Consider the following 24,837-nt stretch of genomic DNA (forward strand, 5'->3'; position numbering starts at 1 on the left):
CGAAAGGTCGCAAATGGCGATTGCGCCACAGCGGCATTCACGTCTAAATGGACGAGTCTGGTCCTGCCGGAGACATCCGGATGCTAAGAGGGAATTTGGTGCGGCCTGCGCGCAGGTCAAATCCAAAGCCGCCCCCGCGACTGTAAGCGGTGAGCCCTGTTCAACCAGCCACTCCCGATCCGTTCGGGGGGAAGGCGAACAGAGGCGCTGACCCGCAAGCCAGGAGACCTGCCAGGCGAACAATGAAACACCGGCCGTCGGGTGCGGCGGCACAGGAGGACAGAAAATGACGACACAAACGCAAACCGCATCAACGGCACGCGCTGGCATTCTTTCGGCAGTGTTCGCGGCAGCCCTGGGCCTGGGGATCATCACCCTGGCTGGTCACGTTCAGGCATCGGCGCTGCATGACGCCGCGCATGACGTGCGCCACGCAACCGGCTTCCCCTGCCACTAAACCAATGTTCAGTCGCATTCTGACCAGCGCGTTGTTCGCTGGTGCTGCAGCCGGGTTGATCGTCGCCCTGCTGCAGTTGGTATTCGTGCAGCCCGTGTTGCTGCATGCTGAACTCTATGAATCCGGAGAGCTGGTGCATTTCGGAGCCGAAGCCGTCTCGGCCCATCCCGAACTGCCGGGCATGTTCTCGGACCTGACCCGCGACGGGTTGAGCATGGTGTTCACCATGCTGACCTATACCGGCTATGCGCTGGTTCTGGTCGCGCTGATGTCGCTGGCCGAAGCGCAAGGCCACCCGGTTGACGGGCGCACAGGCGTGCTGTGGGGCCTGGCCGGTTTCATCGCCTTTCACTTGGCGCCGGGCTTCACCCTGGCCCCCGAGGTTCCGGGCGTTGCCGCAGCGGATGTGTTTGCGCGGCAGATCTGGTGGTGGGCAACCGTCGCGGCCGCTGGTGTGGCCATGTGGCTGATCGCCTTTGGCGGCAACATCGTCAGCTATCTGGTTGCGGCCGTGCTGTTGATGGCCCCGCACCTGATCGGCGCGCCGGAACCCGACATGTTCACCGGGCCGGTTCCGACCGAGATCGGGGCCCTGTTCGCCGCACGCGCATTTGGCGTCGGCCTTGTGGCCTGGGTGCTGCTGGGTTCGTTTGCCGGGTATTTCTGGCAAAGTGAGGGCAAGCGCGTCGAAGCCGCGGCCTGATCCCCGAAATCCCACGACCCGCCGGCGCACAACCGGCGGGTCATCTGCTTTTCAAGGAAACAAGATGACACGCTCGCTTGCTCTTTTTGCGATCGGTCTGGTCTTTGGCGGGGGTGCCGGGTTCGTGCTGGCCGCGGCCAACGGCGTCACCTTCGACGGCCACGACCATGCCGACGCCGCCCAACATGGCGGCCATCACGCCGAGGCCATGGCCCATGACCATAGCACCGCCATCAACCTGCCCGCCGGACCGGACGCGCCGGGGCTGGAGATCGCCGTCTCCCCCGACCCGATGGCAGGTTGGAACCTGAATGTGATGCCGCGGAACTTCACGTTCGCGCCCGAGCACGCCTCGCTGGACGACAAGCCCGGCGAAGGCCACGCGCATGTCTATGTGAACGGCGTCAAGCTGGCGCGGCTTTATGGCATCTGGATGCACATCCCGGACCTGCCCAAAGGCGAAACGACCATCGAGGTTTCGCTGAACGCCAACAGCCACAGCCCGCTGGCCGTGGATGGGGTGCCGGTCAGCGCGTCCGTCACGGTTCAGGTGGACTGAAACGCAGGGATCCGCGCCCGCAGACACAAGCGAAGCCGCCCGCACGGCCGGGCGTCTTCGATCCAGCCGTTCGGGCTGTTCAGAATGGTCCGACAGGTCGCCGCAATGTCATTGGCATCGGCAACCGGATCGATCCCTGAAAACACGTAAGACGCCAGGCTTTCCCCCTGCATCGCCACCACGGTCGGCTCGTCGCAACCGCTGAAACAGGCGTGCTCGGCGACCTCGACCTGCCCGTCCAGTCCCGCGGCGCGCAGGGCGTCCAATACCGCCTGTCGCTCGGCCGGCTGGTCGCGCTCGCCCGCGCAGCTGCTGCAGATCAAAACACGCATGCCCCTCGCCTGCCTTTTCCGTTTCACATTGTCGCTTGTGCGGGTTTCGCACCTCCGGCGCAAGCCCGCCGCCCACGATATTGTGACTGTACGCAGCCGGGATTTCGGCAAGACTTGGGCCAACCACGACCTGGAGAGCCCGTGATGAAACATCTTGTGTTTTTCCTCGGCCTGCTGGCGCTTCCCGCGCTGGCGGCCGATATAGAACCACTGTCGGGTTGGGCCGTCCACCCGACGACCAAGACCCATGACGCGCTGGTGGCCGACACGATCGCAGCGGTCAAGGCAAACGGGATGGCCGTGGTCACGCAGGCCGGGCCGACCAAGGCCGCCGCCGCGCGCGGCATCACGATTCCGGGCAACCGGGTGATCGGCGTCTTCAACAACGACTATGCGGTGCGGGTTCTGGAACAATCGGTGCCCGCGATGATCGAGGCACCGATCCGCCTGTACGTTACGGAAAACGAGGACGGGACCGCGACCCTGTCCTACAAGACGCCCAGTCTGGTTTTTGCCCCGTATGTCGAAGGCACTGACACCCTGCCCGCGATTGCCGCAGAGTTGGACGCCAAGTTCGCCGCCATCGCCGATTTGGCTGTCAAATAGTCACACTGACGTGATGCGGCTTGCACCGGCCCGGAACCTCCGCAATCTGCTGCGCAACGGAACTTACGGAGCTTGTTCGATGCAGGACCTGTCCCCCCGCGCTGCGGACCTTCTGGCGCAACGGCTGTACGAGGCCGGGTGCCGCCACGCATTCGGCATGCCCGGGGGCGAGGTATTGACCCTGGTCGATGCGCTGGAACAGGCCGGGATCACCTTTCACCTGACCAAGCACGAAAACTCGGCCGGTTTCATGGCCGAGGCGGTGCACCACCGCGACGGCGCGCCGGCGGTTCTGGTGGCGACCCTGGGTCCTGGGGCCATGAACGGCATCAATGTCGTGGCCAACGCGCTGCAGGATCGGGTACCGATGATCGTGCTGACCGGCTGCGTCGATACCGACGAGGCGCTGACCTACACCCATCAGGTCATGGATCATGCGCAGGTCTATCGCTCGATCACCAAGGGTACGTTCACCCTGACGGCCAAGGGCGCCGACATCATCGCCGACAAGGCCGTGTCGCTGGCCACGCAGCCACGCCCCGGGCCGGTGCATATCGACGTGCCGATCTCGGTCGCCGATACACGGGTGTCGATCACCAAGCGCCGCCGGCTGACCCGGGCCGCCCGGGTCGCCCCCGAGGGCACATGCCTGGAAAAGGCCCGCCGCTGGGTGGCCGAGGCCGAGCGTCCGCTGGCGATCATCGGGCTGGACGTGCTGTATGACGACTCGCGCAGCGTTGTGCGGGCGTTTCTGGAACATTTCGGCATCCCGTTCGTCACCACCTACAAGGCCAAGGGCGTGGTGCCCGAGGATCACCCGCTGTGCTTGGGGGGCGCGGGCCTGTCGCCCCTGGCCGACGCGCAGCTTGTGCCGTTGGTCGAACAGGCCGACCTGGTTCTGTGCCTGGGCTACGACCCGATCGAAATGCGCCCCGGCTGGCGCGAGATCTGGGACCCGGACGAAAAACGCGTGATCGACATCTCGGCCGTGGTGAATGACCACTACATGCACCAGGCGGGGCTGAACTTGGTGGCCGATACCGGCGCCACGCTTGAGGCGATCGCCAAGGGCAACCCTGCGCGACCGACGTGGCCCCAAGGCCAACCGGCGCAGGTCAAGGCCGCCTTGGCCGCGGCCTTTCCCACCGAAGACGACTGGGGCCCCGCCGCCGTGATCGCCGAGACCCGCGACGCCCTGCCCCCCGAAACACTGGCCACCGCCGACAGCGGCGCGCACCGCATCCTCCTTAGCCAGATGTGGCAGTGTTCCGAGGCGCGCGGCCTAATCCAGTCTTCGGCGCTGTGCACGATGGGTTGCGCCGTTCCGATGGCGATCGGCCTGAAACTGGCCGAACCCGGCCGCCCGGTCATCAGCTTTTCCGGCGATGCCGGGTTCCTGATGGTGGCCGGTGAGTTGTCGACCGCCGCAGAAATGGGCGGAAACCCGATCTTTCTGGTCTTTGTCGATGCCAGCCTGGCACTGATCGAACTGAAACAGCGCCAGCGCCAGATGGGCAACCGGGGCGTCGATTTCGACCGGCATGACTATGCCGCGATGGGCCGGGCGTTCGGCGGCAACGGCCACACCGTGCGCAACCGCGCCGAACTGCGCGCGGCGCTGCAGGCCGCGATGACCGCCGACACGTTCACGGTGATCGCCGCCGAGATCGACCGCGGAGGCTATGATGGCCGCATCTGAAGGGCCGCTGAAGGGCGTCAAGGTTCTGGATCTGTCGCGCATTCTGGCCGGGCCGACCTGCACGCAGCTGCTGGGCGATCTGGGCGCCAGCGTGATCAAGGTGGAAAACCCGGCCACCGGGGGCGACGATACCCGCCAATGGGGGCCGCCCTATGTCACCGACGCGGATGGCAACCCGACCGACCTGAGCGCCTATTTCATGGCCGCGAACCGCAATAAGAAGTCCGTCGCCATCGATATCGCCACGCCGGAGGGGCAGGCACAGATCCGGCGGCTGGCTTCCCACGCCGACATCCTCATCGAGAATTTCAAACCCGGCGGGCTGGCCAAATACGGGCTGGACCATGAAACCCTCTCGCGGGACTTTCCGGGGCTGATCTACTGTTCGATCTCGGGCTACGGCCAGACCGGCCCGAACGCTGCCAAGCCGGGCTATGACCTGATGGCGCAGGGCTATGGCGGGATCATGTCGCTGACGGGCGAACCGGACGGAGCCCCTATGAAAGTGGGCGTGGGCATCGCCGACGTGATGTGCGGCATGTACGCGACCGTCGGCATTCTGGCGGCGCTGCGCCACCGGGATCAGACCGGCGAAGGCCAGCAGATCGACATCGCGCTTGTCGACAGCCAGATTGCATGGCTGATCAACGAAGGCGTGAACTATCTGACCTCGGGCCAGGTTCCACAGCGGCGCGGCAATGGGCACCCCAACATCGTGCCCTACGATGTTTATGAAACCGCCGATGGACACGTCATTCTGGCCGTGGGAAATGACAGCCAGTTCCGGCGCTTCTGCGGTTTTCTGGAGTTGAGCCACCTTCCCGACGATACGCGGTTCGCCACCAACCCGGCCCGGCTGGAACACCGCGATGCATTGAACGCCGTTCTGCGGCCCGCGCTGCAGCAGTTGAAGACCAAGGCCGTCATCGACGGCCTCGAGGCGCTCAAAGTGCCGGTCGGCCCGGTTCAGACGCTGGATCAGGTCTTTGCCTCGGATCAGGTGGCCGCGCGGCAAATGCAAGTGGATATGCCAGCCCGGCCCGGCTCGGTGCGTCTGATCGGGAATCCATTGAAGTTGTCCCGCAGCCCGGTGACCTACCGCTCTGCTCCGCCCGAGTTCGGCGCTGACACGCAAGCGGTTCTGAACGTGGAAAACCCCTTCGAGGATTGAAACACTCTGCCTTTTTCGGCGGCAAGTCGCTGAAACATGTCATTGAATCGGCGATTTTTTTCGCTTTTTGCGAACACAAGCTTTCACCAATTCGAGAGCAGACCCGATACTGTTACGTCCCGTCTGCACACTCTGCTAAGTCCAAGAGTGTGAGTTTTTGCAACCAGATTGGACCCAAGCATGCAGCAAGATGTTTTCGGACAGATGAACACCCTGACCCACCCGGACAGCGCCGAAGCGTGGAATGGTGTTCTGCTTGGTTTCATGGCGCACGCAGCGGTTACACCTCAGCATCTGGGCAAGGTGCTTGAGCTTGAACCGGGCTTTGCGCTTGGACATGCCATCAAGGGGCTGTTCATGGTTCTGTTGGGTCGCAGGGAAATGATGGAGGTCGCCCATCAGGCCGCCGCCGCCGCAAAGAATGCGGCCGCTGAGCAGCCGATTTCGGCCCGCGAGACATTGTATCTTGAGGCCCTGGATCACTGGCTGGCAGGCCAGCCCACCCGCGCCGTGCAAATCTTCGAGGCAATTCTGCGCACTCACCCCGAGGACACGCTGGCCATGAAACTCAGCCACGCGACCCGTTTCGTGTTGGGTGACTCCGCAGGAATGCGACGCTCGATCGAACGGGTTCTGCCAGCCTATGCGCCCGATCACCCCGGTCGTGGATATCTGCTTGGGTGCCATTCGTTTGCGTTGGAAGAAACCGGTGCCTATGAAAAGGCCGAGATCGCAGGGCGGCAGGCTCTGTGGATGGTCTCGGACGATGCGTGGGGCCTACACGCAGTCGCCCACGTGCACGAAATGACGGGCAATGCGCAATCCGGTCTGGACTGGCTGGCCGGGCGCGAGGCTGCCTGGTCCCACTGCAACAACTTCCGGTATCATGTGTGGTGGCACAAAGCGTTGATGCATCTGGATCTGGGTCAGATCGACCAGGTGCTTGATCTGTACGACCACGAGATTCGCCAGGACAAGACAGATGACTATCGCGATATTTCGAATGCGACCTCGCTGTTGTCGCGGCTCGAGCTTGAAGGGGTGGACATTGGCACCCGATGGGAAGAACTGGCCGACCTGAGCGCCGCCCGCACCGAAGACGGCTGTCTGATTTTCGCCGATTTGCATTACCTTCTGGCACTGACTGGTGACAACAGGCCCGACTCGACCGCCAAGTTATTGGCCCGCATTCACAAGGACTCCCAACAGCCCGCAACCGACACGGCACGTCGCATGGCCGACCCGGGCTTGGCCGCCGCCATTGGCCTTGAGGCATTTGGAAAAGGCGATTATCTCCAAGCCTTCGAGCATCTTGCAAATGCGCGAAATTCGATGCAATTGGCCGGCGGCAGTCACGCCCAGAGGGATGTTTTTGAACGCATTACAATCGATTCCGGCCTGCGTGCCGGACGCCTCGATGATGTCGAGCGCATTTTGGACGACCGCAAGGCCAAACGGTCCGGCACCGAAGACAATTACGCCCTCGCGCGCCGCGCTCTAATCAGTTCGGCCCGCGACCAATCCGGTGTGCAAAGCGTACCGGCTGAATAACAAGACGACCACAAAGGACAGAGAAACGAATGGCGACCGCATCGCCCGCTTCTGATTTTGCGCCGGTGGCGGCATCCTCCGCCCCCGCTGCCACAACCCGCGACCCGCGGCTGGATTTCTATCGCGGTATTGCGATGTTCATCATCCTGATCGCGCACATCCCGAACGACCCTTGGGCCAGATGGATCCCGGCCCGTTTCGGATTCTCGGACGCGACTGAAATCTTTGTTTTCTGCTCGGGCATGGCTTCGGCGATCGCCTTTGGCGGCGCGTTCGAACGCAAGGGCTGGTGGATAGGTACCGCCCGGGTCAGCTTCCGCATCTGGCAGGTCTACTGGGCCCATATTTGCCTGTTTTTCTTTGTCGCCATGTCCATGGCGGCACTGGATTTGTCCGGAGCCTTCGACAAAAGCTATGTCTCGGGATTGAACCTGCAGCATTTCTTCAACGACCCGATGCCACAGATGGTGGGGCTGTTCACCCTGACTTATGTGCCGAACTATTTCGACATCCTGCCGATGTACCTGGTCGTTCTGGCAATGATGCCGATGTTCATGGGCCTGTCGCGCCTCAGCATCTGGGCGGTCGGGTTGGTCTCGGTCGCGATCTGGCTGGTGGCGCAGACCGGTATGTTGGCGCTTCCGGCCGAACCGTGGTCGGACCGCCAGTGGTTCTTCAACCCGTTTGGATGGCAGTTGCTGTTTTTCACCGGCTTTGCATTCATGCGGGGCTGGATTCCTGCGCCGCCGGTTTCCAAGACGCTGATCTGGGCCGCGGCATTGTTCCTTGTCCTCTCGGCCCCGTTCGGATCGTGGAAAGTGTTCTTGTGGGTCCAGGCGGCCGCACCGGATCTTGCCGAGAACATCCGAAAGGTCTGGCCCCTGACAAGCGAACTGCGCGAAAAAACCGATTTCGGTCTGTTCCGGTACATGCACTTCCTGTCGCTGGCCTACCTGGGATGGGTGGCTGCTGGGCAACATGGGCATCGCCTGATCGCCACCGGCAACACGATGGGCGCGCAGCTGTGGCGATGGATCCTGAAGCAGATCACCAAAGTGGGCCAGCAGTCCTTGGCGGTTTTTGTATTTTCCATGGCAGCAGCACGACTTATCGGCGTTTTCCTCGACGAATTTGGGCGGGATTTTGCCACCGTTCTGGCCGCAAATCTAATTGGATTTGCATTGATCATCGGCGTGGCTTATCTGGCCGCTTGGTTCAAATCACACCCATGGAAATCGAAGTCATGAAGTTCACGCGTCGTGCATTCCTTGCGTCGACTACGGCGCTGGCCTTCGCCCCGGCCACCTTTGCCACCGGTGGCGAGGTGCCATTCGACCGGGCCGACATCATCGCCCTTGCCCGCGATCTGGCCAGCCGCCCCTACGAGGCGCGCGAAACCGTTCCGCAGGCGTGGCAGGACCTCACTTACGAGCAGTACCGCTCCATCCGTTTCCGGCTGGACCGTGCACTCTGGTACGGGACCGATACGCCGTTCAACGTCGATTTCTTCACCCCCGGCCTCTACTTCCCGCGAACCGTTCAGGTCTCGGCAGTTGAGAACGGGATGACCGCGCCGGTTGCCTTCGACCTTGAGATGTTCGACCGGGCCGAGGATGTCCCCGATCTGCCCGTAGACGAAACGCTGGGTTTTTCGGGTTTCCGGCTGCGCACCGAGATGCATCGCCCTGGCAAGACGGACGAGTTCTGCGTCTTTCAGGGAGCCAGCTATTTCCGTGCCATCGGCCTGCACGAGGTCTATGGTCTGTCGGCCCGTGGTCTTGCACTAAAAACCGGGGATCCCGAGGGCGAAGAATTTCCGGATTTCATCCGATTTTGGCTGGAGCGCCCAAAGCCCGGCCAGCGCAACATGATCGTTCACGCCCTGATGGACAGCCCCAGTGTGACCGGCGCCTATCGGTTCGATATCTCGGCCGGCGCTGACTGCATCATGGAGGTGCAGGCAACCTTGTTTGCTCGGGAAGAACTTCCCCATGTTGGGATCGCTCCGGGGACGTCGATGTTCCTGTTCGATCAGACCAATCACAACCGGTTCGACGATTTCCGTCCGGCCGTGCACGACAGCGACGGGCTGATGATCCGAAACGGGGCGGGAGAAGTGATTTGGCGCCCGCTCGCCAATCCCAAGAGATTGCAGGTGTCCTCATTCGTCGACATGAATCCTCGCGGGTTCGGACTGATGCAGCGCAAACGCGCGTTTTCGGACTATGCCGACCTCGAGGCGCAATACCACAAGCGCCCCGGCCTTTGGGTCGAGCCGATGGGCGATTGGGGTAAAGGTACGGTCACTCTGGTCGAAATTCCGGCCGATCAGGAGATCTACGACAACATTGTCGCCTATTGGCGTCCTGCGGAACCGGTCGCCGCCGGTGCTCAGCTCGACTTGTCGTACCGCCTGATCTGGGGCGAGGAACCTCAGCGGACCGCCATGCCGCGGGTGATCAACACCGCAATGGGCGAGAACACTTTCGGCGAAGGGCGGCTTGCTGTGATCGACTTCGAAGCAAGCGAGTTGTTCGACGATCCGGACGCCCTCAGCGTGTTCGTGCAGTCGCCTCATGCGGAAACCTCGGACGGGGTTCTGCAACGCAACCCGGATACGGGCGGCTTGCGTCTGGCCTTTTCGTTTCAACCCGGCGACCGCGACCACGTCGAATTGCGCGCGCAGCTGAGGCTGGGTGACGAGCCCGCCTCGGAAGTCTGGATGTACAGATGGACAGCATGAACCCGGACCTGAAAATCATGCCGCCCGAAGCACCGCTGGCGATGCCGGAGCAGGACTTTGGCGCCGGGTTTCGGGACGCCCAAGCGCCTGCGGATGCCCGCCGGTCGTCGGCGGGCCTTTGGCGCGCATTGGCGTTTTCCCCGGCCATGGCCGCCTCGGTTGCTTTGTTGTGGGTCATGGCGGACTGGTTCGACGCCGAAGGGATAAACGTGGTCGAAGCCATCCTGTTGGCATTGATTTCGTTCAATTTCTTCTGGATTTCCTTCACGGTCTGCACAGTCCTACTGGGCATGGTCTCTCTGGCCCGGCAAGAGCGTCCGGTACGGCAAGGTCGTGCGCAGCCACTGCGGGTCGCTTTGCTGATGCCCGTCTACAACGAAGTGCCGTGGAACGTGTTGGGCAATGCCCGCACGATGCTGGAAGAACTGCGCGCCCGAGGGGGCAAGCATCACTATGCGATGTTCATCCTGTCCGACACCCGCGATCCGGAAATCGCGGCCCAGGAACAGGCCAGCATCGAGGCGCTGCGTACCACGCTCGCCCCGGGGCTTGAGCTATATTATCGACGCAGGGAACAGAATACGGACCGCAAGGTCGGCAATATCGCTGATTGGGTCAGCCGCTGGGGTGGCGCATGGGATGCAATGCTGGTTCTGGACGCCGACAGCCTGATGACCGGGCGTGCGATCGCGCGGCTGACCGACGCGCTGGCCCGCGATCCCGGCGCCGGCCTGATCCAAAGCTATCCGCAACTGATCGGTGCCCAGTCCGTCTTTGCACGGATGCAGCAGTTCGCCAATGGTGTTTACGGCATCGCATTTGCAGAGGGCCTGTCCCGTTGGTGTGGCCAGGAAGGCAACTATTGGGGCCACAACGCCATCATCCGCACCAAGGCATTTGCGACCTGTGCGGGTCTGCCCAAGCTGCGCTCGCTCTCGGGCCAGGAACAACTGATCATGAGCCACGACTTCGTCGAGGCCGGGTTGCTGCGCCGCGCCGGTTGGGGCGTTCGCTTTCTGCCGCGCATCCGAGGCTCGTACGAGGAAACACCGCCGACACTGATCGACCACGCCCTACGCGACCGCCGCTGGTGCCAGGGCAACTTGCAGCATCTGCGTCTGCTGGGGTCAATCGGCTTTCGGGCCGTGTCGCGGTTTCATCTGTTCCACGGTGCCGTCGGATACTTGATGTCACCCTTGTGGTTCGCACTGCTGGTCATGTGGGCGTTGATCGGTCAAGGCAAGGATGCTTCGGTGCTGCACTATTTCAGCCCGGACAATCCGATGTTCCCCCAGTGGCCGGAAATGACCGAAACGCGGCATGTTCTGATCATACTTGTCATGTACGCGATGCTGCTGGCCCCCAAGATTCTGGGTGCACTGGCATTGCCCCTCAGCGGTGTTCGCTATGAAGATTTCGGCGGCCGGACCCGGTTTCTTGCGTCATTCCTGTTCGAGGTCGTGCTGTCGATCCTGTACGCACCGATCCTGATGGTGCAGCAGATGATCGCCGTGTTCCGCACCGTTCTCGGTGTGCAAAAAGGCTGGACCCCGCAGGCACGGGATGGCGGCACTTATGGGCTGCGGACGCTGATTGTGTGTCACGCGCTCGAAACCATCAGCGGCTTCGCGCTGAGCGCGGGTATCCTGGCCGGGTTGGTCTCGGTCTGGTTGGCTCCGATCGCCATCAGCCTAACCTTTGCGGTACCGCTCTCCGCACTCAGCGGCGTATCTGCGGCAGCAGCGCGTCGCATGGTCGGCATGCCCGAGGATTTCCACGAGCCCGCCATCACGCGGGCGGCACGTTCGCATCGCAACGAGTTGAAACGCCTGATCGAGGGCAAAGGAACCATGACCCCGGCGGAATGATCACCCGCCGGGCAACCCTTCGTACCAATCCAGCATCATGTCGGCCCAGCCCCGCGGAACTGTATGACCGCCGGGAAACAGAGCGAACTCCAATGCGCTGCCGTCAGCACAGGCGGTCCACTTGCGGCGCATGAATTGGCCTGTCGTTGAATACCCGTCCGGACGGTTGTCGGCGCATTCGTTGGCCTGCCGCCAGATTTCAAGCCCGGCGAAGATGTCGCCCTGAAGGAACCGACCGCCGCCCAGTGCGCGCCCCTCCAGCGGCACCACGTTGTCTGTCCAGCCATGTGTGTGGAACAGGCGCACGGGCCCCGCACAACTTTCGGGATGCGGGCGCCAGAATCCGCCTGAGACCGGCACATAGGCCGAGAATGCCTCGGGATCGGCGCAGGCCAGATAGTTCACCATGAAGCCGCCGGCCGAGAATCCTCCCAGCACCACGCGATGGTCATCGATCCCGAACCGTTGGACCGCATCCGCAACAACCTCCTTCAGGAACGCGGCTTCGTCTCGCCCGTCCCACCCCGGATAGAAGTTCCAGCTCTTTCGCCCGTTGCGCTCGCCCCCCTCGGGTGCCATGACCGCATATCCCCGCGCCAGCAAGGGTTCGACCATGCCGCGGTTTTTCATGGTTCCCTGCGCGCTACCGCCATACCCGTGCAGGAACACGACCAACGGCGGGTTGGAGTCTTCCGGCAGCTCGATGCGATAGCTTCCGGTTTTAGCCTCGCAAACACCCTGATCCTGCCCACACGCGGCCAATGTCGGAGTTGCGGCGGTTGCGATCAACACAGCCAACAGATCCCTGAGCCTCATCACGCCCCCTCCGAATACGCCTGCACCGGCAGCCCGGCCCGCACCCAGCCCGGACCTGCGGCTGACCCCAGCATCCCTTCGGGCACGTCAAGAATGTTGCCGTAGCCTGCCTCGGTCAACCTGTTGCCAAGCCGCGCTGACCGCACACCACGGGCGCAGATCACGGCAATCGGCCGCCCCTTGTCACCGCCAGACAGGCGATCCAACGCATCCAGAAAGTCTTCACGGCGCATGTCCAGCGGTTGGGCGCCCTGCCCGATGCCTGAGGCACGCCATTCGCGCGGGGTTCGGATGTCGAGCAACAGGATGTCCCCGGCAACAGCCTTTTCGTGCGCCTGAGCGACGGTCAACGTACCGCCAGAAAAGTCTTCGGGGATCAGACGGTATTCACGGATCGCAAAACCCGCGAGAACAGCGGCCGCGCCCCCAAGGAACACGCCTCTGCGGCTGAGCTTGGTTGTGATCGCCAATGTGCACCCTCCGGTTTCTCCAAGCCGGTTTTATCACGGGTCCGCCTCCGACGCTGCGCCGAAAAGCCGGGTACGGATCAAGTTCGCGTCATTTTCGCGCAGGCTTTGGCCAAAAATTCGCGGGGAGTAGTGCAAGGTGAAAAACTTGCAATAGCTGGACAGTCAATAAATTATCCTTACAAAATCAACAGCACCCTGACCGCTCAGCCCGGAGTATCGCAGTTGTCCCTATTCCTTATCGCGGCCCTTCCCTTCCTCGGAGCTGTCTTTCCCGCCCTGCTGATCCGCGCCGGGCGCAACGCAGCCGCGTCGGCAGCGGGATTGACCACGTTTCTGGCCTTGATGGGGCTGCTGATTCATATCCCGGACGTCATGAACGGCACGGTGGTCACCGCGCGGTTCGACTGGATTCCAGGGCTGGGGTTGAATGCCAATTTCATGCTGGACGGGCTGGGATTTCTGTTCGCGCTGCTGATCCTTGGCATTGGTCTGCTGATCATCCTGTACGCGCGGTTCTACCTGTCGCGTGAAGACCCAATGGGGCAATTCTATACCTATCTCCTGCTGTTCCAGGGCGCGATGGTCGGTATCGTTCTGTCCGACAACATACTGCTTTTGCTGGTTTTCTGGGAATTGACCTCGCTCAGTTCGTTCTTGCTCATCGGCTATTGGAAACACCTGCCCGAAGGCCGCCAAGGCGCGCGGATGGCGCTGGCGGTCACCGGGTCCGGCGGGCTGGCGATGATCGCGGGGATGCTGATCCTGGGCAATATCGTCGGGTCCTATGACCTGAGCGTGATCCTCCAGAACCGGGAACTGATCCAGTCTTCGCCCTACTACCTGCCAGCGTTAATACTGATCCTGCTGGGGTGTTTCACCAAGTCGGCCCAGTTCCCGTTCCATTTCTGGCTGCCGCATGCCATGGCCGCGCCAACGCCGGTTTCGGCCTATCTGCACTCGGCCACGATGGTGAAGGCTGGCCTGTTTCTGATGGCGCGCATGTGGCCGGTTCTGGCCGGAACCGAGGCGTGGTTCTACATCGTCGCCACCACCGGCCTGGTGACCATGCTGATCGGCGCGGTGATCGCGCTGTTCAAGGATGACCTAAAGGCGTTGCTGGCCTTTTCGACGGTGTCGCATCTGGGGCTGGTCACGATGCTGCTGGGCTTTGGCACCAAGATCGCGGTCGTGGCCGCCATCTTTCACATCATCAACCACGCCACCTTCAAGGCCGCCCTGTTCATGACCGCCGGGATCGTGGACCACGAAACCGGCACCCGGGACATCAAGCGCCTGGGCGGCCTGCGCCATTTGATGCCGATCACCTTTTCGATTGGAACAATCGCCGCATTGTCCATGGCAGGGATTCCACCTTTGAACGGATTCCTGTCGAAGGAAATGATGCTGGAAGAAACCGTGCACACGGTCTGGCGAAACTCGCACTATCTGGTGCCAGCCCTTGCCCTGGTAGCCGCGATCTTCTCTGCCGCATATTCCTTCCGGTTCGTGTCCCACGTCTTCCTGGGCCCTGAACGCGAGGATTACCCTGCGCACCCGCATGACCCGCCGGTGGGGCTGTGGCTGGCTCCGGCATTCCTGGTCGTGCTGGTCGTGCTGATCGGCCTGAACTCGGCCGCCATCGTCGGCCCCTTGGTTGCGGTTGTGTCTTCCGCGGTGATCGGCGGCGAGAAGCTGCCCTATTACTCACTGAAGCTGTGGCACGGGTTCACGCCTGCCTTGTACATGTCGATCGTCGCAACTTTTGGCGGCCTCTTCCTGTTGGCTTTGCACCGCCGCGGCGAGCAGGTCTGGAATATCCTGCCCCGCCCCGAGGCCAAGACCATCTTCGACGCCGTGATCGGCGGATTGACCGCCGCCAGCCGGTGGATCACGGACGAGCTGCACAACGGTGTCATCAGCCGCTATGCGATCATCCTGATCGCCTTTACGGTCGGCCTTGGATACTATGCCTATTCGACCGGCACGATTGGCGTGGAAACGCGGGTTCCGCTGCCGGCTCCAATCATTCCGATCATCGGCTGGCTGTGCCTGATCGTGGCGACGATGGGCATCATGTGGTTCCACCGGAACCGTTTGCTGTCGCTTGTTTTGATCGGTGTCGTCGGCCTGATCGTGTCGATGGCCTTCAACTATCTGTCCGCGCCTGATCTAGCCCTGACGCAGATCTCGGTCGAAGTCGTCACGATGATCCTGCTGCTGCTGTCGCTGAACTTCCTGCCGACCGAGACCCCATGGGACAGCAGCGCGGCGCGGCGCTGGCGAGACGCGGCCATTTCGGTGGTTGCCGGCATCGGCGCCGGGGGCTTGATCTATGCGCTCATGCTGCGCGATTTCGCCTTCCCGACGATTTCGGAGTTCCACCTGGCCAATTCCTACAAGGGTGGCGGAGGCACCAACGTGGTCAACGTGATCCTGGTGGACTTCCGGGGATTTGATACCTTCGGCGAGATCATCGTGCTGGGGATCGCGGCCTTGATCATCTTTGCCCTGACCGAGGCCGTGCTGGGCACCAGTGTCCGCGCCTACCTGCTGAACCGCAAACCGCACTGGCCCCAGTCAGGTGACTCACACCCGCTGATGATGGTTGTTGCCACACGTGTGATGATGCCGATCGCCCTTATGGTGGGCGCCTACATCTTCTTCCGGGGGCACAACCAGCCCGGAGGCGGGTTCATCGCCGGTCTGGTGGTCGCGATCGCCTTCCTGATGCAGTACATGGCCAGTGGCTATACCTGGGCGATCGAGCGGCAGCGGTTCTACTACCATGGCACAATCGGCTGGGGCGTTTTGATCGCTGCAGCCACGGGTTTGGGCGCCTGGTTCAACGAGCGGCCCTTCCTGACCAGCGATTTCGGCTATCTGCATTGGCCACCGCTGGAAGAGTTCGAATGGGCCACGGCCATGCTGTTCGACACAGGCGTGTTCCTGGCCGTTCTGGGCGCCGTGATGCTGGCTCTGGACAGCCTGTCGCGCTTTGCGTGGCGGCCGGGCATGGCACAGGAATTCCCGATGGACATCAACCCGTTGCGGGATGATCTGGCCGAAGAGCAAGAAAAAGCGAAGGAGCAGGGCTGATGGAAGCACTCGTCGCATCGGCCGTTGGCGTTCTGACCGCCGCAGGGATCTTTCTGATCCTGCGCCGTCGGACCTTTCCGGTCATCCTGGGCCTGTCTCTGCTGACCTATGCGGTCAACGTGTTCCTGTTCGCCACGGGACGGCTGGCCGTGAACGCGCCTGCAGTTCTGAACAAATACGAAGAGGTTCCCTACACCGACCCGCTGCCGCAGGCGCTGGTGCTGACGGCCATCGTGATCTCGTTCGGGATGACGGCGGTGATCGTGATGATCGCGTTGGGCGCCTACCTGTCTTCGAAGGATGACCATATAGACATGGCCGCGCAGGACAGCGTGGATGACGCAGGAGAAGACGCATGAACCACTGGATCGTTGCGCCGATCGTCCTGCCCGCGATCCTGGCCCCCTTCATCATCATGGTTCTGCGGTACCATCTGGACCTGCAGCGTATCTTTTCGGTCGCCGGTGTGGTGGGCCTGCTCGGCATCGCGCTGACCATCACTGCGCAGGCGGCGGGCGGCGAAATTCATGTCTACGAGCTGGGTGATTGGCCGGCTCCGTTTGGCATTGTTCTGGTCCTTGACCGGTTGTCCGCGATGATGGTGTTGCTGACGGCGTTGCTGGCCTTGCCTGTCGTGCTGTACGCCATCGCGTCCGGATGGGACGAACGCGGCAATCACTTTCACCCGTTGTTCCAATTCCAGCTGATGGGTGTCTGCGGCGCCTTCCTGACCGGCGACGCGTTCAACCTGTTCGTGTTTTTTGAGGTCTTGCTGATCGCCTCCTACGGCTTGATGACCCATGGCGGCGGCGCGGTACGCCTGAAGGCCGGGGTGCAATACGTCACCTACAACCTCTTGGGGTCAACTCTGTTCCTGTTTGCATTGGGCACGATCTATTCGGTTACCGGTACCCTGAACATGGCCGACCTCGCCGTGCGCGTCGCGGAAATTCCGGCCGAAGACACCGCCCTGTTGCGCGTGGGTGCGGTTCTTCTGCTGCTGGTCTTCTGCATCAAGGCCGCTGTCCTGCCGCTGCATTTCTGGCTGCCGGCCAGCTATGCCAACGCGCCACTGCCAGTGGCCGCGCTGTTTGCGATCATGACCAAGGTGGGAGCCTATTCGATCCTGCGGGTCTATACTTTGGCATTCGGCCCGGATGTTGCCGTCACCGAAGGACTGGTTGGTGACTGGCTACAACCTGCCGCGCTGTTGACCCTTGCCATCGGCTCGATCGGTATTCTGGGCACGCGGCACATCGCGCGCATGGTTGCGTTTTGCGCCATCGCCTCGATGGGAACGCTGCTGGTGGCTATTTCCTTGTTCACCGAGACGGCCACAGCCGCCGCTCTGTATTACGTCTACCATTCAACACTTGCGACCGCGCTGCTGTTCCTGGTGGCCGATCTGGTGATGGAACGTCGAGGAGGGGCCATTGCGCCCCGCCCGCCGATGCCGCAAAGCGGGCTAATCTCGGCGCTATTCTTCGTAGGAGCCATAGCGATGGCGGGCATGCCGCCGCTGTCGGGGTTCATCGGTAAGCTTCTGGTGCTGGATGCGTCTTGGTATGCGCCGGATGCCACCGCAGTCTGGGCGGTCGTTCTGATCGGATCCTTTGTCACCATCGTGGGTCTGGCTCGCGCTGGGTCCCTGATCTTCTGGAAAAGCTATGACGCCAGCACCCAGATCGAACCGGAACCCGAAACCGAGGCCACCAACGATGATGAACCCCCGCACCGGCCCGCGCCTGAACCGCAGCCGGGGCTGGCGTTCACCTCGGTGTTCGGAGTGGTTCTGGGCCTCGTCCTGCTGACCCTGTTCGCCGGACCCTCGCTGGACTACACTCGCAAGACCGCCGCGCAACTGTTCGCGCCGGAACAGTACATCTCGGCCGTATTGGGAAGGGAAGACTGATGAAACTGCTGCGCCGGATATTTCCCCACCCTCATCTGAGCTTCCTGCTGACTCTGGTCTGGGTGTTGTTGGCCAACGCGCCCTCGCTGAACTCGTTGGTGTTTGGGTTGCTTCTGGGGATCATCATTCCCTTCATCACACAACCCTACTGGCCCGACCGGCCCGTCCTGCGGAACTGGCCCATGGTCGTTGAGTACATGATCGTGGTTCTGTGGGACATCGTGGTGGCCAACGTGACCGTGGCCCGCATCATCCTGTTCAAACGCGACGCGGACAGACAACCGAACTGGATCTCGATCCCGCTGGAACTGCGCACACCCGAAGCGATCACGGTACTGGCTGGAACCATCACCATGACTCCGGGCACCGTCAGTTGCGACCTCTCGGCCCAAGGGCATTGTCTGCTGGTCCATTGCCTGGACGCTCCGGATCCGGGCGCGGTACGAGACCAGATCAAGCAGCGTTACGAGCGCCGCCTGAAGGAGATTTTCGAATGATCGAATATGCAATCTATTTTGCCTTTGCCTGCTTTGGGGCCGCGATCATGATGTGCCTGTGGCGGATCATCACCGCCGACGGTGTGGGAACGCGAGTGCTCGCCCTTGATACGATGGTGATCAACACCATCGCCCTGATGATCCTGTACGGCCTGCATCTGGGCACCGAGATCTTTTTCGAAGCCGCTATGATCATTGCCATGCTGGGCTTTGTTTCGACCGTGGCCTATGCGCGCTTTATGCTGCGCGGCAACATCATCGAGTGAGGCCGCCATGGAATTCATCTTCGAGCTTCTGATTGCATTTTTCCTGATCGTTTCAGGGATTTTCGGCTTTGTCGGGTCTTTTGGCATGATCAAGCTGAAGGATCCGATGTCGCGGCTGCACGCCCCGACCAAAGCCACCACGCTGGGCGTGGGCGGTGTGTTGCTGGCCTCGATCTTTCATTCGATCCTGATCGAACAGCGCCTTTCCATGCATGAACTGCTGATCACGCTGTTCCTGTTTCTGACGGCTCCGATCACGGCTCTGTTCATTGCCAAGTGGCACATTCACCGCCATGAAGCCCCCGAGGATCTGCCGGACGCGGGCGAAGACAAGCTTTGGGCCACCCACGCGGTCGAGCAGGTCGAAGACGTCCCGGATCACAGCGCGAACTGACTTCATGAAGACACCTTCGTTGCCACTTACCCGCGATCTGGTTCTGGTGGGCGGAGGTCATACGCACGCGCTTTTCCTTCGGAAATGGGGGATGAACCCCCTACCCGGCGCGCGGTTGACCGTGATCAATCCTGGCCCGACCGCGCCCTATTCCGGGATGTTGCCCGGATATGTCGCGGGGCACTATGCCCGCCGCGACCTGGACATCGATCTGATCCGGCTGGCACGGTTTGCAGGGGCCCGGATCATTCTGGGTGCCGCGATCGGCCTGGACCTGAACCGGCGGCTGGTGAATGTGGCGGTTCACCCGGATGTCGCTTTCGATGTCGCCTCGATCAATGTCGGAATAACATCGAACATGCCGTCTTTGCCCGGGTTCACGGAACATGCCATCCCGGCAAAACCTCTTGGTCCCTTTGCCTCAAAATGGGCTCAGTACCTGGAGACAACCGACCCTGCTTCGGCGGCGGTCATTGGCGGCGGCGTCGCGGGCGTTGAACTGGCGATGGCCATGGCTCATGCCCTGCGCGCCAAGGGTAGGCAATCAACGGTCACTCTGATCGACAAGGCGCAAATCTTGACCGCGATAAACCCCAAAGCCGCCCAGACCATTCGGCGGACGATGGAACAGCTTGGCATCGACTGCATCGAACAGGCCGAAATTGCGCAGATCACACCAAAAGGCGTGCAACTGACCGATGGGCGTCACATCACGGCTGATTTCACAACCGGCGCGGCGGGCGCCCGTCCCTATGACTGGATCGGCCAGACCGGACTGGACCTGCACGACGGCTTTATCCGAGTGAACGGGTATTTGCAGTCCAGCGATCCATCGGTCTTCGCAGTCGGCGACTGCGCTCATCTGGATGACACGCCGCGCCCCAAGGCCGGTGTCTTTGCCGTGCGAGAGGCTCCTGTTCTCTTCAACAACCTGCGCGCAGCTCTCGGCGCTGGAACCATGCGCCGGTACAAGCCGCAGAAGGATTACCTGAAGCTGGTCTCGCTGGGGGAACGCTCGGCACTGGCCGAGCGCTTTGGGACGTCATTCAGCGGACCTGTGATGTGGCGGTGGAAAAACCATATCGACCAGAAGTTCATGCGTCGCTTTCGTGAGCTGCCCCAGATGCCAGGCCCCGCGCTTCCCCGTCATCATGCGGATGGCCTGCGCGATGCTCTGGGCGACAAGCCCATGTGCGGCGGTTGCGGCGCCAAGGTAGGTCGCGGCGCCTTGCAGGCCGCGCTGTCCGCAGTACAGAGATCCGATCGTCCGGATATCACGCCCCTGTCCGGGGATGATGCCGCAATGCTGACCTTTGGAGGCGTCCGGCAGGTGCTGACGTCAGATCATTTGCGCAGCTTCGTTCCGGACCCTGTTCTGATGACCCGCATCGCGGCCATTCACGCACTGGGGGACATCTGGGCGATGGGTGCGACCCCACAGGCCGCGACGGCCACACTGATCCTGCCGCGCATGTCCTCCCAGCTGCAACACCGCACCATGGCTGAAATCATGCAAACCGCGACCGAAGTCATGCGCGGCGCCGGGGCTGAGATCGTCGGCGGCCATAGCTCGATGGGCGATGAGCTTACCATCGGCTTCACCATCACAGGTTTGTGCCAGTCTGATCCGATCACCCTGTCCGGCGGGCGGCCCGGTGATGTGTTGATCCTGACCAAACCGATTGGCAGCGGCGTCCTGATGGCCGCGGAAATGGTAGGGCAAGCCAACGGCGAGTGGGTAGTGGCCGCCTATGACCACATGACGCGGCCGCAGGGTGACGCCGCACGCATTCTGGCCCAGGCCCAAGCCATGACTGACGTCACCGGGTTCGGACTGGCCGGGCATCTTGTTGGCCTGTGCGAGGCATCCAACTGTGGCGCAGTCCTGAACATGGACGCAGTCCCGGTCATGGAGGGCGCGCTCGAGCTTAGCCAGCAAGGTGTCCGGTCCAGCTTGTTCAACGACAATCGTTCCATCGCGCCCGAAGTTCCAATCGGCGGCAAAGCCGATCTGCTGTTCGATCCTCAGACCGCGGGTGGGTTGCTGGCTGCCGTTTCGGCCGACGACGCACGAAATATCTGCGACCATTTGCGTGCCGCTGGTTACCCGGCTGCAGTCATCGGTGTATTGAGCGACACACCCGGCCTGCGCCTTCAGAGCTGAGCTACAATCCCTTCGATTTCCGACGCGACCTGATCCAGCCCGTCCGTGGTCAAGGACACGGCATGCACGCGCGCAATCACATCAAACTGGTGGTTTTTCCGCGACTTTTCGTAAGCCGGGTCATAGTGCTGCTCCATCAAGGCACGCGTCAGAGCTTTCTTGTTGCCCTCGGCAATCTGAGCCATCCACGCATCCACGACATCATGCCCCCGGTGAAACCGCAGCGGCGACAGGCGGTCCTGCAAACGCTCGGCATCAGACAGGATGTCGTCATAGGCAGCGACCAGATAGTCCGTTCGCGCCTCGATATCTGCCGTGACAAGTATTCGCGGCGCTTGGCCAAGGCTCTGCCAGACCGCTGGGGGCAAAATCAACGAACCGATTTTTGACGACTCGGCCTCGACCAACACGGGCCGTGCCGGATCAAGGGCGCACATGGCCGAGGCCAAGGCAGATTCGAACGCTTTCTGGCTGGGTTGTCCGCCGGGTTGCTCGCCCAGCAGCGAACCGCGGTGATTGGCCAACGCTTCGAGATCCAGAACCTGCACCCCACGTGTTTGCAACTGGGCCAGAAGTTCCGTTTTTGCAGTGCCGGTGTAGCCGTCCAACGCCACCAGCTTGAACGGCAGCGGGTCATCGTAGAGGTACTGCTTCACCAGACGCCGATAGCTGCGGTATCCGCCCTCGATGACCTCGGCTCGCCAGCCGATCTGCTGCAGCATCCAGGTGAAGGATCCCGACCGCTGACCGCCACGCCAGCAATAGACCAAAGGGCGCCAACCGCCCTCGTGGTGGCTGAGTTGCGTCTCGATATGGGTGGCGGCGTTGCGAAACACCAACGCGGCCCCCAGCTTGCGCGCCAGAAACGGGCTCTGCTGAACGTAGATCGTGCCGACACGTGCGCGTTCCTCATTGTCCAGAACCGGGAGGTTGATGGCGCCGGGCAGATGGTCTTCGGCAAACTCTGCCGGGCTGCGCACATCGATGATCGTATCGAACGGATGCGCGTACAGCTGCGACAGGTTTGAGAATTTCAGGGCCATGACAGGGGTTTAGCGCGCAGGATGGCAAAAGAAAAGAAGGCCCCGCTGATGTCATTCATCGGCTTCGGGCGCGATAAGGTCCGGCCCACTGGCCCGGTTGGAGTTTACGGCCGTGCCGACCCTGTGAAACTGCAACACATCCTCGGCGCCGGGTTTCATCAGGCGGGCTGCCCCCTTGCCGACCTCGCCCAGCCACAAGGCCCAATCCGCCTGTTCGATGATCAACGGCATCCGGTGATGAACCGCACGCACATTGTCGTTGGCTGCGGTCGTGACGATCGCGCAGGTCGCCTGCCGCGCCTCACCCTCGCCCCAGTTCTGCCAGATGCCGGCAAAGGCGATGGGCGCACCATTGCTGCGGTGGAAGTACCAAGGCAGCCGCGCACCGTCTTGGGTCTTGGTCCATTCGTAGAAACCCGTGGCCACGATCAGACAGCGCCGATCGCGGCAGGCTGCGCGAAAGGCCGGTTTCTGGGCCAGGGTTTCGGCGCGGGCGTTGATCAGCAGCGGACCGTCGTTTTGGGTTTTGTACCAATGTGGTAAGAAACCCCATCGCAGCGGGTCCAACTGCCGCCCTCCCTCTCTGGCGCGCACGACATGCACCTGATTTGTCGGGCAGATGTTGTAGTTGGGCACCGCCGGCAACGCGTTTGAAGGCCGCGCAGCAAACAGCTGCGCCATGGCATCGTTGGGAAGAGTTATTGCAAACCGTCCGCACATGGGTAATGAACCAACAACAAAAGTTTCAATCAGGCACAGGGTCTCGCGCAGTCAGATGACAAATCAAGCACCAAATTCCCTCAAGGCCAAGGCGGTGGCGGATCTGGACTCCGGCAAGCTTCCTCAGGCTCTGAAGAAAGCTACCCTCGGCATCAAGAAATTCCCGAAAGACGCGGACTACCACGCGATTGCCGGGTTCGTTCTGACCGAGATGAAGCAGTACAAGAAATCGCTGCCGCATTTCCAGGAAGCCGCCCGCCTGAAACCGGACGACCCGCAATTCGTCGAAAACATCGCGAATGCCCTGATGCAGACCGGCCAGATCGCGCGAGCGTTGGCCTATGCCGAAAAGATGGCCGAAAAGATGCCCGGCAACCGCGAGATCGTCCGGGTGATCGATGAAATCACGCTCAAGGGCAAGAACTGGCGCAGCATCATCGAGAACGCCACCAAGCGCCTGATGACAGATCCAGACAACCCCAAGCTGCTGTCCACCCGCAGCAGGGCCTATGGGCGCGTCGGCTTCGTGGATGCGGCCTCGGCCGATATTGCGCGCGCATACGAGCTGGATCCCGACAACATCGAAATCGCCTTCCGCCGAGCGGTGGACCTGCACCAAGCCGGCGACAAGAAGGGCTGTACTGACCTTTTGTGGCGTGTTTTGGACAAGGATCCGTATCACGCCTCGGCGTTGTTCCAATTGTCGTCGATGGTAGACGCCGAACAGGCCGAAGCATTGTTGCCCCGGGTCGAGGCCGCGATCGCAAAGCGGAAACACCCCAACTCGACTCTGGAATTCACGCTGGCACAGCTTCAATCAAAGATCGGTGGGCTGGAGGCCGCCCTTGCGCAGTTTGCAGTCGCAAACAGGGTGCAGCACGACGAAAACCCATACGATTTCGAAGAAGAAGAGCGCAAACTACGCCGCATCTGCGGCCTGTTTCCCGACAGCACGTCGGTTCCAAGTTCCGGGATCGAGGAGATGCCCCTGCCGATTTTCGTGATCGGACAGCCTCGGTCGGGCACCACCTTGATGGAAATGATGCTGAGTTCCGCCCCCGATATCGCGGGATGTGGAGAACTGAACCTCGGGTCCGACCTTTCGGCGCCATACTCGAACGAAAATAAGGCATTCTCGGACGCAGAAGCTGCGGAGTTCGCCAAGCATTTCCGCGAGTTGATGCCCCCGATCCCCGAGGGCTCGATCGCTTTCGTCGACAAGATGCCGCACAACTACCAGCGGGTTGGTTTTCTTTTGGCAGCCTTCCCCAACGCAAAGATCATCAACATGCTGCGCGACCCGCGGGACGTCGGCCTGTCGAAATGGATCCGGCGTTTTCCTGCCGGAGGAATGCGTTACGCATCGAACCTGAACTCGATCGCGCACTCGGCCAACATGTATCGCCGCTACATGCAGCATTGGGATGCCATCTTCGGTGATCGCATCCTGACGGTGCCCTACGAAAAACTGGTGGCCGATCCCGAGACCTACAGCAAGCAGGTTGCTGAATTCTGCGGGATCGAATGGCGCGAAAGCATGATGCACCCGGAAGAAAACAAGAAACAGGTGCGTACGGCCAGTATCGACCAAGTGCGCAACAAAATCTCGACCAAATCGGTTGGCGGCTGGCGTCAGGTTGCGGATTATATCCGGCCCATGTTGGACGGTTTCGACCCCGAACTGTGGCCCGAGTACGAATTCGATTAAGCCGAAACCCAACAAAAAAGGCCGCATCCGGGGATGCGGCCTTTTCTTTTTCTGTGTCAGCA

At 61.8% G+C, this 24,837-nt stretch carries 23 protein-coding genes and 1 riboswitch; of the genes, 18 read left to right on the plus strand and 5 right to left on the minus strand.

The features are described 5' to 3' along the window. Positions 1–41: 41 nt before the first annotated feature. Positions 42–250: riboswitch (cobalamin riboswitch) on the plus strand. A 36-nt stretch (positions 251–286) separates the two neighbouring features. The 3 genes from ACR0DA_RS08860 (at position 287) to ACR0DA_RS08870 (ending at position 1,719) form a co-directional block, all read left to right on the plus strand. Further along, positions 287–457 carry a CbtB domain-containing protein gene (locus tag ACR0DA_RS08860; RefSeq protein ID WP_005981986.1) on the plus strand — a complete coding sequence of 57 codons (171 nt, stop codon included), beginning with the start codon at positions 287–289 and terminating at the stop codon, positions 455–457. Positions 458–461: 4 nt separating this feature from the next. Next, the gene (locus tag ACR0DA_RS08865) at positions 462–1,160 is read left to right on the plus strand and encodes a CbtA family protein (protein WP_480753646.1); all 699 of its coding nucleotides are present in this window, start codon (positions 462–464) and stop codon (positions 1,158–1,160) included. Between the two features lie 64 nt (positions 1,161–1,224). Next, positions 1,225–1,719, plus strand: a complete 495-nt coding sequence (locus tag ACR0DA_RS08870) for a hypothetical protein (protein WP_480753648.1) — start codon at positions 1,225–1,227, stop codon at positions 1,717–1,719. On the opposite strand, the gene ACR0DA_RS08875 is transcribed toward ACR0DA_RS08870, so the two are convergent. Continuing rightward, on the minus strand, positions 1,707–2,051 hold the full coding sequence (locus ACR0DA_RS08875) for a DUF1636 family protein (RefSeq protein ID WP_480753650.1): 345 nt from the start codon (positions 2,049–2,051) through the stop codon (positions 1,707–1,709). The genes ACR0DA_RS08870 and ACR0DA_RS08875 overlap by 13 nt on opposite strands. 144 nt (positions 2,052–2,195) lie before the next feature. On the opposite strand from ACR0DA_RS08875, the gene ACR0DA_RS08880 reads away from it, so the two are divergent. From ACR0DA_RS08880 to mdoH, 7 genes are all read left to right on the plus strand, one after another. After that, entirely contained in the window at positions 2,196–2,657 is a 462-nt protein-coding gene (locus ACR0DA_RS08880) for a DUF302 domain-containing protein (RefSeq protein WP_480753652.1), read from the plus strand. A gap of 79 nt (positions 2,658–2,736) precedes the next feature. Further along, positions 2,737–4,356 carry a thiamine pyrophosphate-binding protein gene (locus ACR0DA_RS08885; RefSeq protein WP_480753654.1) on the plus strand — a complete coding sequence of 540 codons (1,620 nt, stop codon included), beginning with the start codon at positions 2,737–2,739 and terminating at the stop codon, positions 4,354–4,356. Continuing rightward, on the plus strand, positions 4,343–5,527 hold the full coding sequence (locus ACR0DA_RS08890) for a CaiB/BaiF CoA transferase family protein (RefSeq protein ID WP_170599305.1): 1,185 nt from the start codon (positions 4,343–4,345) through the stop codon (positions 5,525–5,527). The genes ACR0DA_RS08885 and ACR0DA_RS08890 overlap by 14 nt, the downstream gene beginning before the upstream one ends. 180 nt (positions 5,528–5,707) lie before the next feature. Further along, complete coding sequence (locus tag ACR0DA_RS08895; RefSeq protein ID WP_170599303.1) at positions 5,708–7,078, plus strand: tetratricopeptide repeat protein; 1,371 nt, start codon at positions 5,708–5,710, stop codon at positions 7,076–7,078. Positions 7,079–7,107: 29 nt separating this feature from the next. Further along, positions 7,108–8,325 (plus strand): OpgC family protein, encoded by a 1,218-nt coding sequence (locus ACR0DA_RS08900; protein WP_480753656.1) that lies wholly within the window; start codon positions 7,108–7,110, stop codon positions 8,323–8,325. Further along, positions 8,322–9,821: an OpgD/OpgG family glucan biosynthesis protein gene (locus tag ACR0DA_RS08905; RefSeq protein ID WP_170390553.1), complete on the plus strand. Its 1,500-nt coding sequence runs from the start codon at positions 8,322–8,324 to the stop codon at positions 9,819–9,821. The genes ACR0DA_RS08900 and ACR0DA_RS08905 overlap by 4 nt, the downstream gene beginning before the upstream one ends. Further along, positions 9,818–11,689 carry a glucans biosynthesis glucosyltransferase MdoH gene (gene mdoH / locus ACR0DA_RS08910; RefSeq protein ID WP_480753925.1) on the plus strand — a complete coding sequence of 624 codons (1,872 nt, stop codon included), beginning with the start codon at positions 9,818–9,820 and terminating at the stop codon, positions 11,687–11,689. Before ACR0DA_RS08905 ends, mdoH begins: the two co-directional genes overlap by 4 nt. Here mdoH and ACR0DA_RS08915 read toward each other — a convergent pair whose 3' ends face one another. After that, entirely contained in the window at positions 11,690–12,505 is an 816-nt protein-coding gene (locus ACR0DA_RS08915; RefSeq protein WP_480753657.1) for a CE1 family esterase, read from the minus strand. Continuing rightward, on the minus strand, positions 12,505–12,975 hold the full coding sequence (locus ACR0DA_RS08920) for a rhodanese-like domain-containing protein (protein WP_480753659.1): 471 nt from the start codon (positions 12,973–12,975) through the stop codon (positions 12,505–12,507). The genes ACR0DA_RS08915 and ACR0DA_RS08920 overlap by 1 nt, the downstream gene beginning before the upstream one ends. Before the next feature lie 222 nt (positions 12,976–13,197). Here ACR0DA_RS08920 and ACR0DA_RS08925 point away from each other — a divergent pair, with 222 nt between their 5' ends. From ACR0DA_RS08925 to selD, 7 genes are read left to right on the plus strand one after another with little or no spacing between them, the layout of a single operon-like run. Further along, the gene (locus ACR0DA_RS08925; RefSeq protein ID WP_170417877.1) at positions 13,198–16,071 is read left to right on the plus strand and encodes a monovalent cation/H+ antiporter subunit A; all 2,874 of its coding nucleotides are present in this window, start codon (positions 13,198–13,200) and stop codon (positions 16,069–16,071) included. Beyond that, a complete protein-coding gene (locus ACR0DA_RS08930) occupies positions 16,071–16,430 on the plus strand; it encodes a Na+/H+ antiporter subunit C (RefSeq protein ID WP_170337694.1) in 360 nt (119 codons plus the stop codon). Before ACR0DA_RS08925 ends, ACR0DA_RS08930 begins: the two co-directional genes overlap by 1 nt. Continuing rightward, positions 16,427–17,983, plus strand: coding sequence for a monovalent cation/H+ antiporter subunit D (locus ACR0DA_RS08935; RefSeq protein WP_170458473.1), 1,557 nt, complete (start codon positions 16,427–16,429; stop codon positions 17,981–17,983). The genes ACR0DA_RS08930 and ACR0DA_RS08935 overlap by 4 nt, the downstream gene beginning before the upstream one ends. Beyond that, the gene (locus ACR0DA_RS08940) at positions 17,983–18,480 is read left to right on the plus strand and encodes a Na+/H+ antiporter subunit E (RefSeq protein ID WP_093962616.1); all 498 of its coding nucleotides are present in this window, start codon (positions 17,983–17,985) and stop codon (positions 18,478–18,480) included. Before ACR0DA_RS08935 ends, ACR0DA_RS08940 begins: the two co-directional genes overlap by 1 nt. After that, positions 18,477–18,746: a K+/H+ antiporter subunit F gene (locus tag ACR0DA_RS08945; RefSeq protein WP_093962617.1), complete on the plus strand. Its 270-nt coding sequence runs from the start codon at positions 18,477–18,479 to the stop codon at positions 18,744–18,746. Before ACR0DA_RS08940 ends, ACR0DA_RS08945 begins: the two co-directional genes overlap by 4 nt. A 7-nt stretch (positions 18,747–18,753) precedes the next feature. Then, positions 18,754–19,140, plus strand: a complete 387-nt coding sequence (locus ACR0DA_RS08950) for a Na+/H+ antiporter subunit G (protein WP_093962618.1) — start codon at positions 18,754–18,756, stop codon at positions 19,138–19,140. 4 nt (positions 19,141–19,144) lie between these two features. Then, complete coding sequence (gene selD / locus ACR0DA_RS08955; RefSeq protein WP_480753660.1) at positions 19,145–21,304, plus strand: selenide, water dikinase SelD; 2,160 nt, start codon at positions 19,145–19,147, stop codon at positions 21,302–21,304. On the opposite strand, the gene mnmH is transcribed toward selD, so the two are convergent. Together mnmH and ACR0DA_RS08965 are read right to left on the minus strand one after the other, a co-directional pair. Next, on the minus strand, positions 21,295–22,347 hold the full coding sequence (mnmH, locus tag ACR0DA_RS08960) for a tRNA 2-selenouridine(34) synthase MnmH (protein WP_480753662.1): 1,053 nt from the start codon (positions 22,345–22,347) through the stop codon (positions 21,295–21,297). The genes selD and mnmH overlap by 10 nt on opposite strands. 51 nt (positions 22,348–22,398) lie before the next feature. Beyond that, on the minus strand, positions 22,399–23,067 hold the full coding sequence (locus ACR0DA_RS08965) for an SOS response-associated peptidase (protein ID WP_170599292.1): 669 nt from the start codon (positions 23,065–23,067) through the stop codon (positions 22,399–22,401). 55 nt (positions 23,068–23,122) lie between these two features. Here ACR0DA_RS08965 and ACR0DA_RS08970 point away from each other — a divergent pair, with 55 nt between their 5' ends. Then, complete coding sequence (locus tag ACR0DA_RS08970; protein ID WP_480753664.1) at positions 23,123–24,775, plus strand: tetratricopeptide repeat-containing sulfotransferase family protein; 1,653 nt, start codon at positions 23,123–23,125, stop codon at positions 24,773–24,775. Positions 24,776–24,837 lie beyond the last annotated feature (62 nt).

The sequence above is a fragment of the Ruegeria sp. CI8 genome, from assembly GCF_056536865.1.

What these genes read in the sequence shown, in the direction of transcription:
- ACR0DA_RS08915 (WP_480753657.1), bottom strand. Translation starts at nt 12,505, where the DNA reads ATGAGGCTCAGGGATCTGTTGGCTGTGTTGATCGCAACCGCCGCAACT.
- ACR0DA_RS08905 (WP_170390553.1), top strand. Translation starts at nt 8,322, where the DNA reads ATGAAGTTCACGCGTCGTGCATTCCTTGCGTCGACTACGGCGCTGGCC.
- ACR0DA_RS08965 (WP_170599292.1), bottom strand. Translation starts at nt 23,067, where the DNA reads ATGTGCGGACGGTTTGCAATAACTCTTCCCAACGATGCCATGGCGCAG.
- ACR0DA_RS08935 (WP_170458473.1), top strand. Translation starts at nt 16,427, where the DNA reads ATGAACCACTGGATCGTTGCGCCGATCGTCCTGCCCGCGATCCTGGCC.
- ACR0DA_RS08970 (WP_480753664.1), top strand. Translation starts at nt 23,123, where the DNA reads ATGACAAATCAAGCACCAAATTCCCTCAAGGCCAAGGCGGTGGCGGAT.
- ACR0DA_RS08890 (WP_170599305.1), top strand. Translation starts at nt 4,343, where the DNA reads ATGGCCGCATCTGAAGGGCCGCTGAAGGGCGTCAAGGTTCTGGATCTG.
- ACR0DA_RS08940 (WP_093962616.1), top strand. Translation starts at nt 17,983, where the DNA reads ATGAAACTGCTGCGCCGGATATTTCCCCACCCTCATCTGAGCTTCCTG.
- mnmH (WP_480753662.1), bottom strand. Translation starts at nt 22,347, where the DNA reads ATGGCCCTGAAATTCTCAAACCTGTCGCAGCTGTACGCGCATCCGTTC.
- ACR0DA_RS08865 (WP_480753646.1), top strand. Translation starts at nt 462, where the DNA reads ATGTTCAGTCGCATTCTGACCAGCGCGTTGTTCGCTGGTGCTGCAGCC.
- ACR0DA_RS08860 (WP_005981986.1), top strand. Translation starts at nt 287, where the DNA reads ATGACGACACAAACGCAAACCGCATCAACGGCACGCGCTGGCATTCTT.
- ACR0DA_RS08885 (WP_480753654.1), top strand. Translation starts at nt 2,737, where the DNA reads ATGCAGGACCTGTCCCCCCGCGCTGCGGACCTTCTGGCGCAACGGCTG.
- mdoH (WP_480753925.1), top strand. Translation starts at nt 9,818, where the DNA reads ATGAACCCGGACCTGAAAATCATGCCGCCCGAAGCACCGCTGGCGATG.
- selD (WP_480753660.1), top strand. Translation starts at nt 19,145, where the DNA reads ATGAAGACACCTTCGTTGCCACTTACCCGCGATCTGGTTCTGGTGGGC.
- ACR0DA_RS08950 (WP_093962618.1), top strand. Translation starts at nt 18,754, where the DNA reads ATGGAATTCATCTTCGAGCTTCTGATTGCATTTTTCCTGATCGTTTCA.
- ACR0DA_RS08945 (WP_093962617.1), top strand. Translation starts at nt 18,477, where the DNA reads ATGATCGAATATGCAATCTATTTTGCCTTTGCCTGCTTTGGGGCCGCG.
- ACR0DA_RS08895 (WP_170599303.1), top strand. Translation starts at nt 5,708, where the DNA reads ATGCAGCAAGATGTTTTCGGACAGATGAACACCCTGACCCACCCGGAC.
- ACR0DA_RS08870 (WP_480753648.1), top strand. Translation starts at nt 1,225, where the DNA reads ATGACACGCTCGCTTGCTCTTTTTGCGATCGGTCTGGTCTTTGGCGGG.
- ACR0DA_RS08900 (WP_480753656.1), top strand. Translation starts at nt 7,108, where the DNA reads ATGGCGACCGCATCGCCCGCTTCTGATTTTGCGCCGGTGGCGGCATCC.
- ACR0DA_RS08875 (WP_480753650.1), bottom strand. Translation starts at nt 2,051, where the DNA reads ATGCGTGTTTTGATCTGCAGCAGCTGCGCGGGCGAGCGCGACCAGCCG.
- ACR0DA_RS08930 (WP_170337694.1), top strand. Translation starts at nt 16,071, where the DNA reads ATGGAAGCACTCGTCGCATCGGCCGTTGGCGTTCTGACCGCCGCAGGG.
- ACR0DA_RS08880 (WP_480753652.1), top strand. Translation starts at nt 2,196, where the DNA reads ATGAAACATCTTGTGTTTTTCCTCGGCCTGCTGGCGCTTCCCGCGCTG.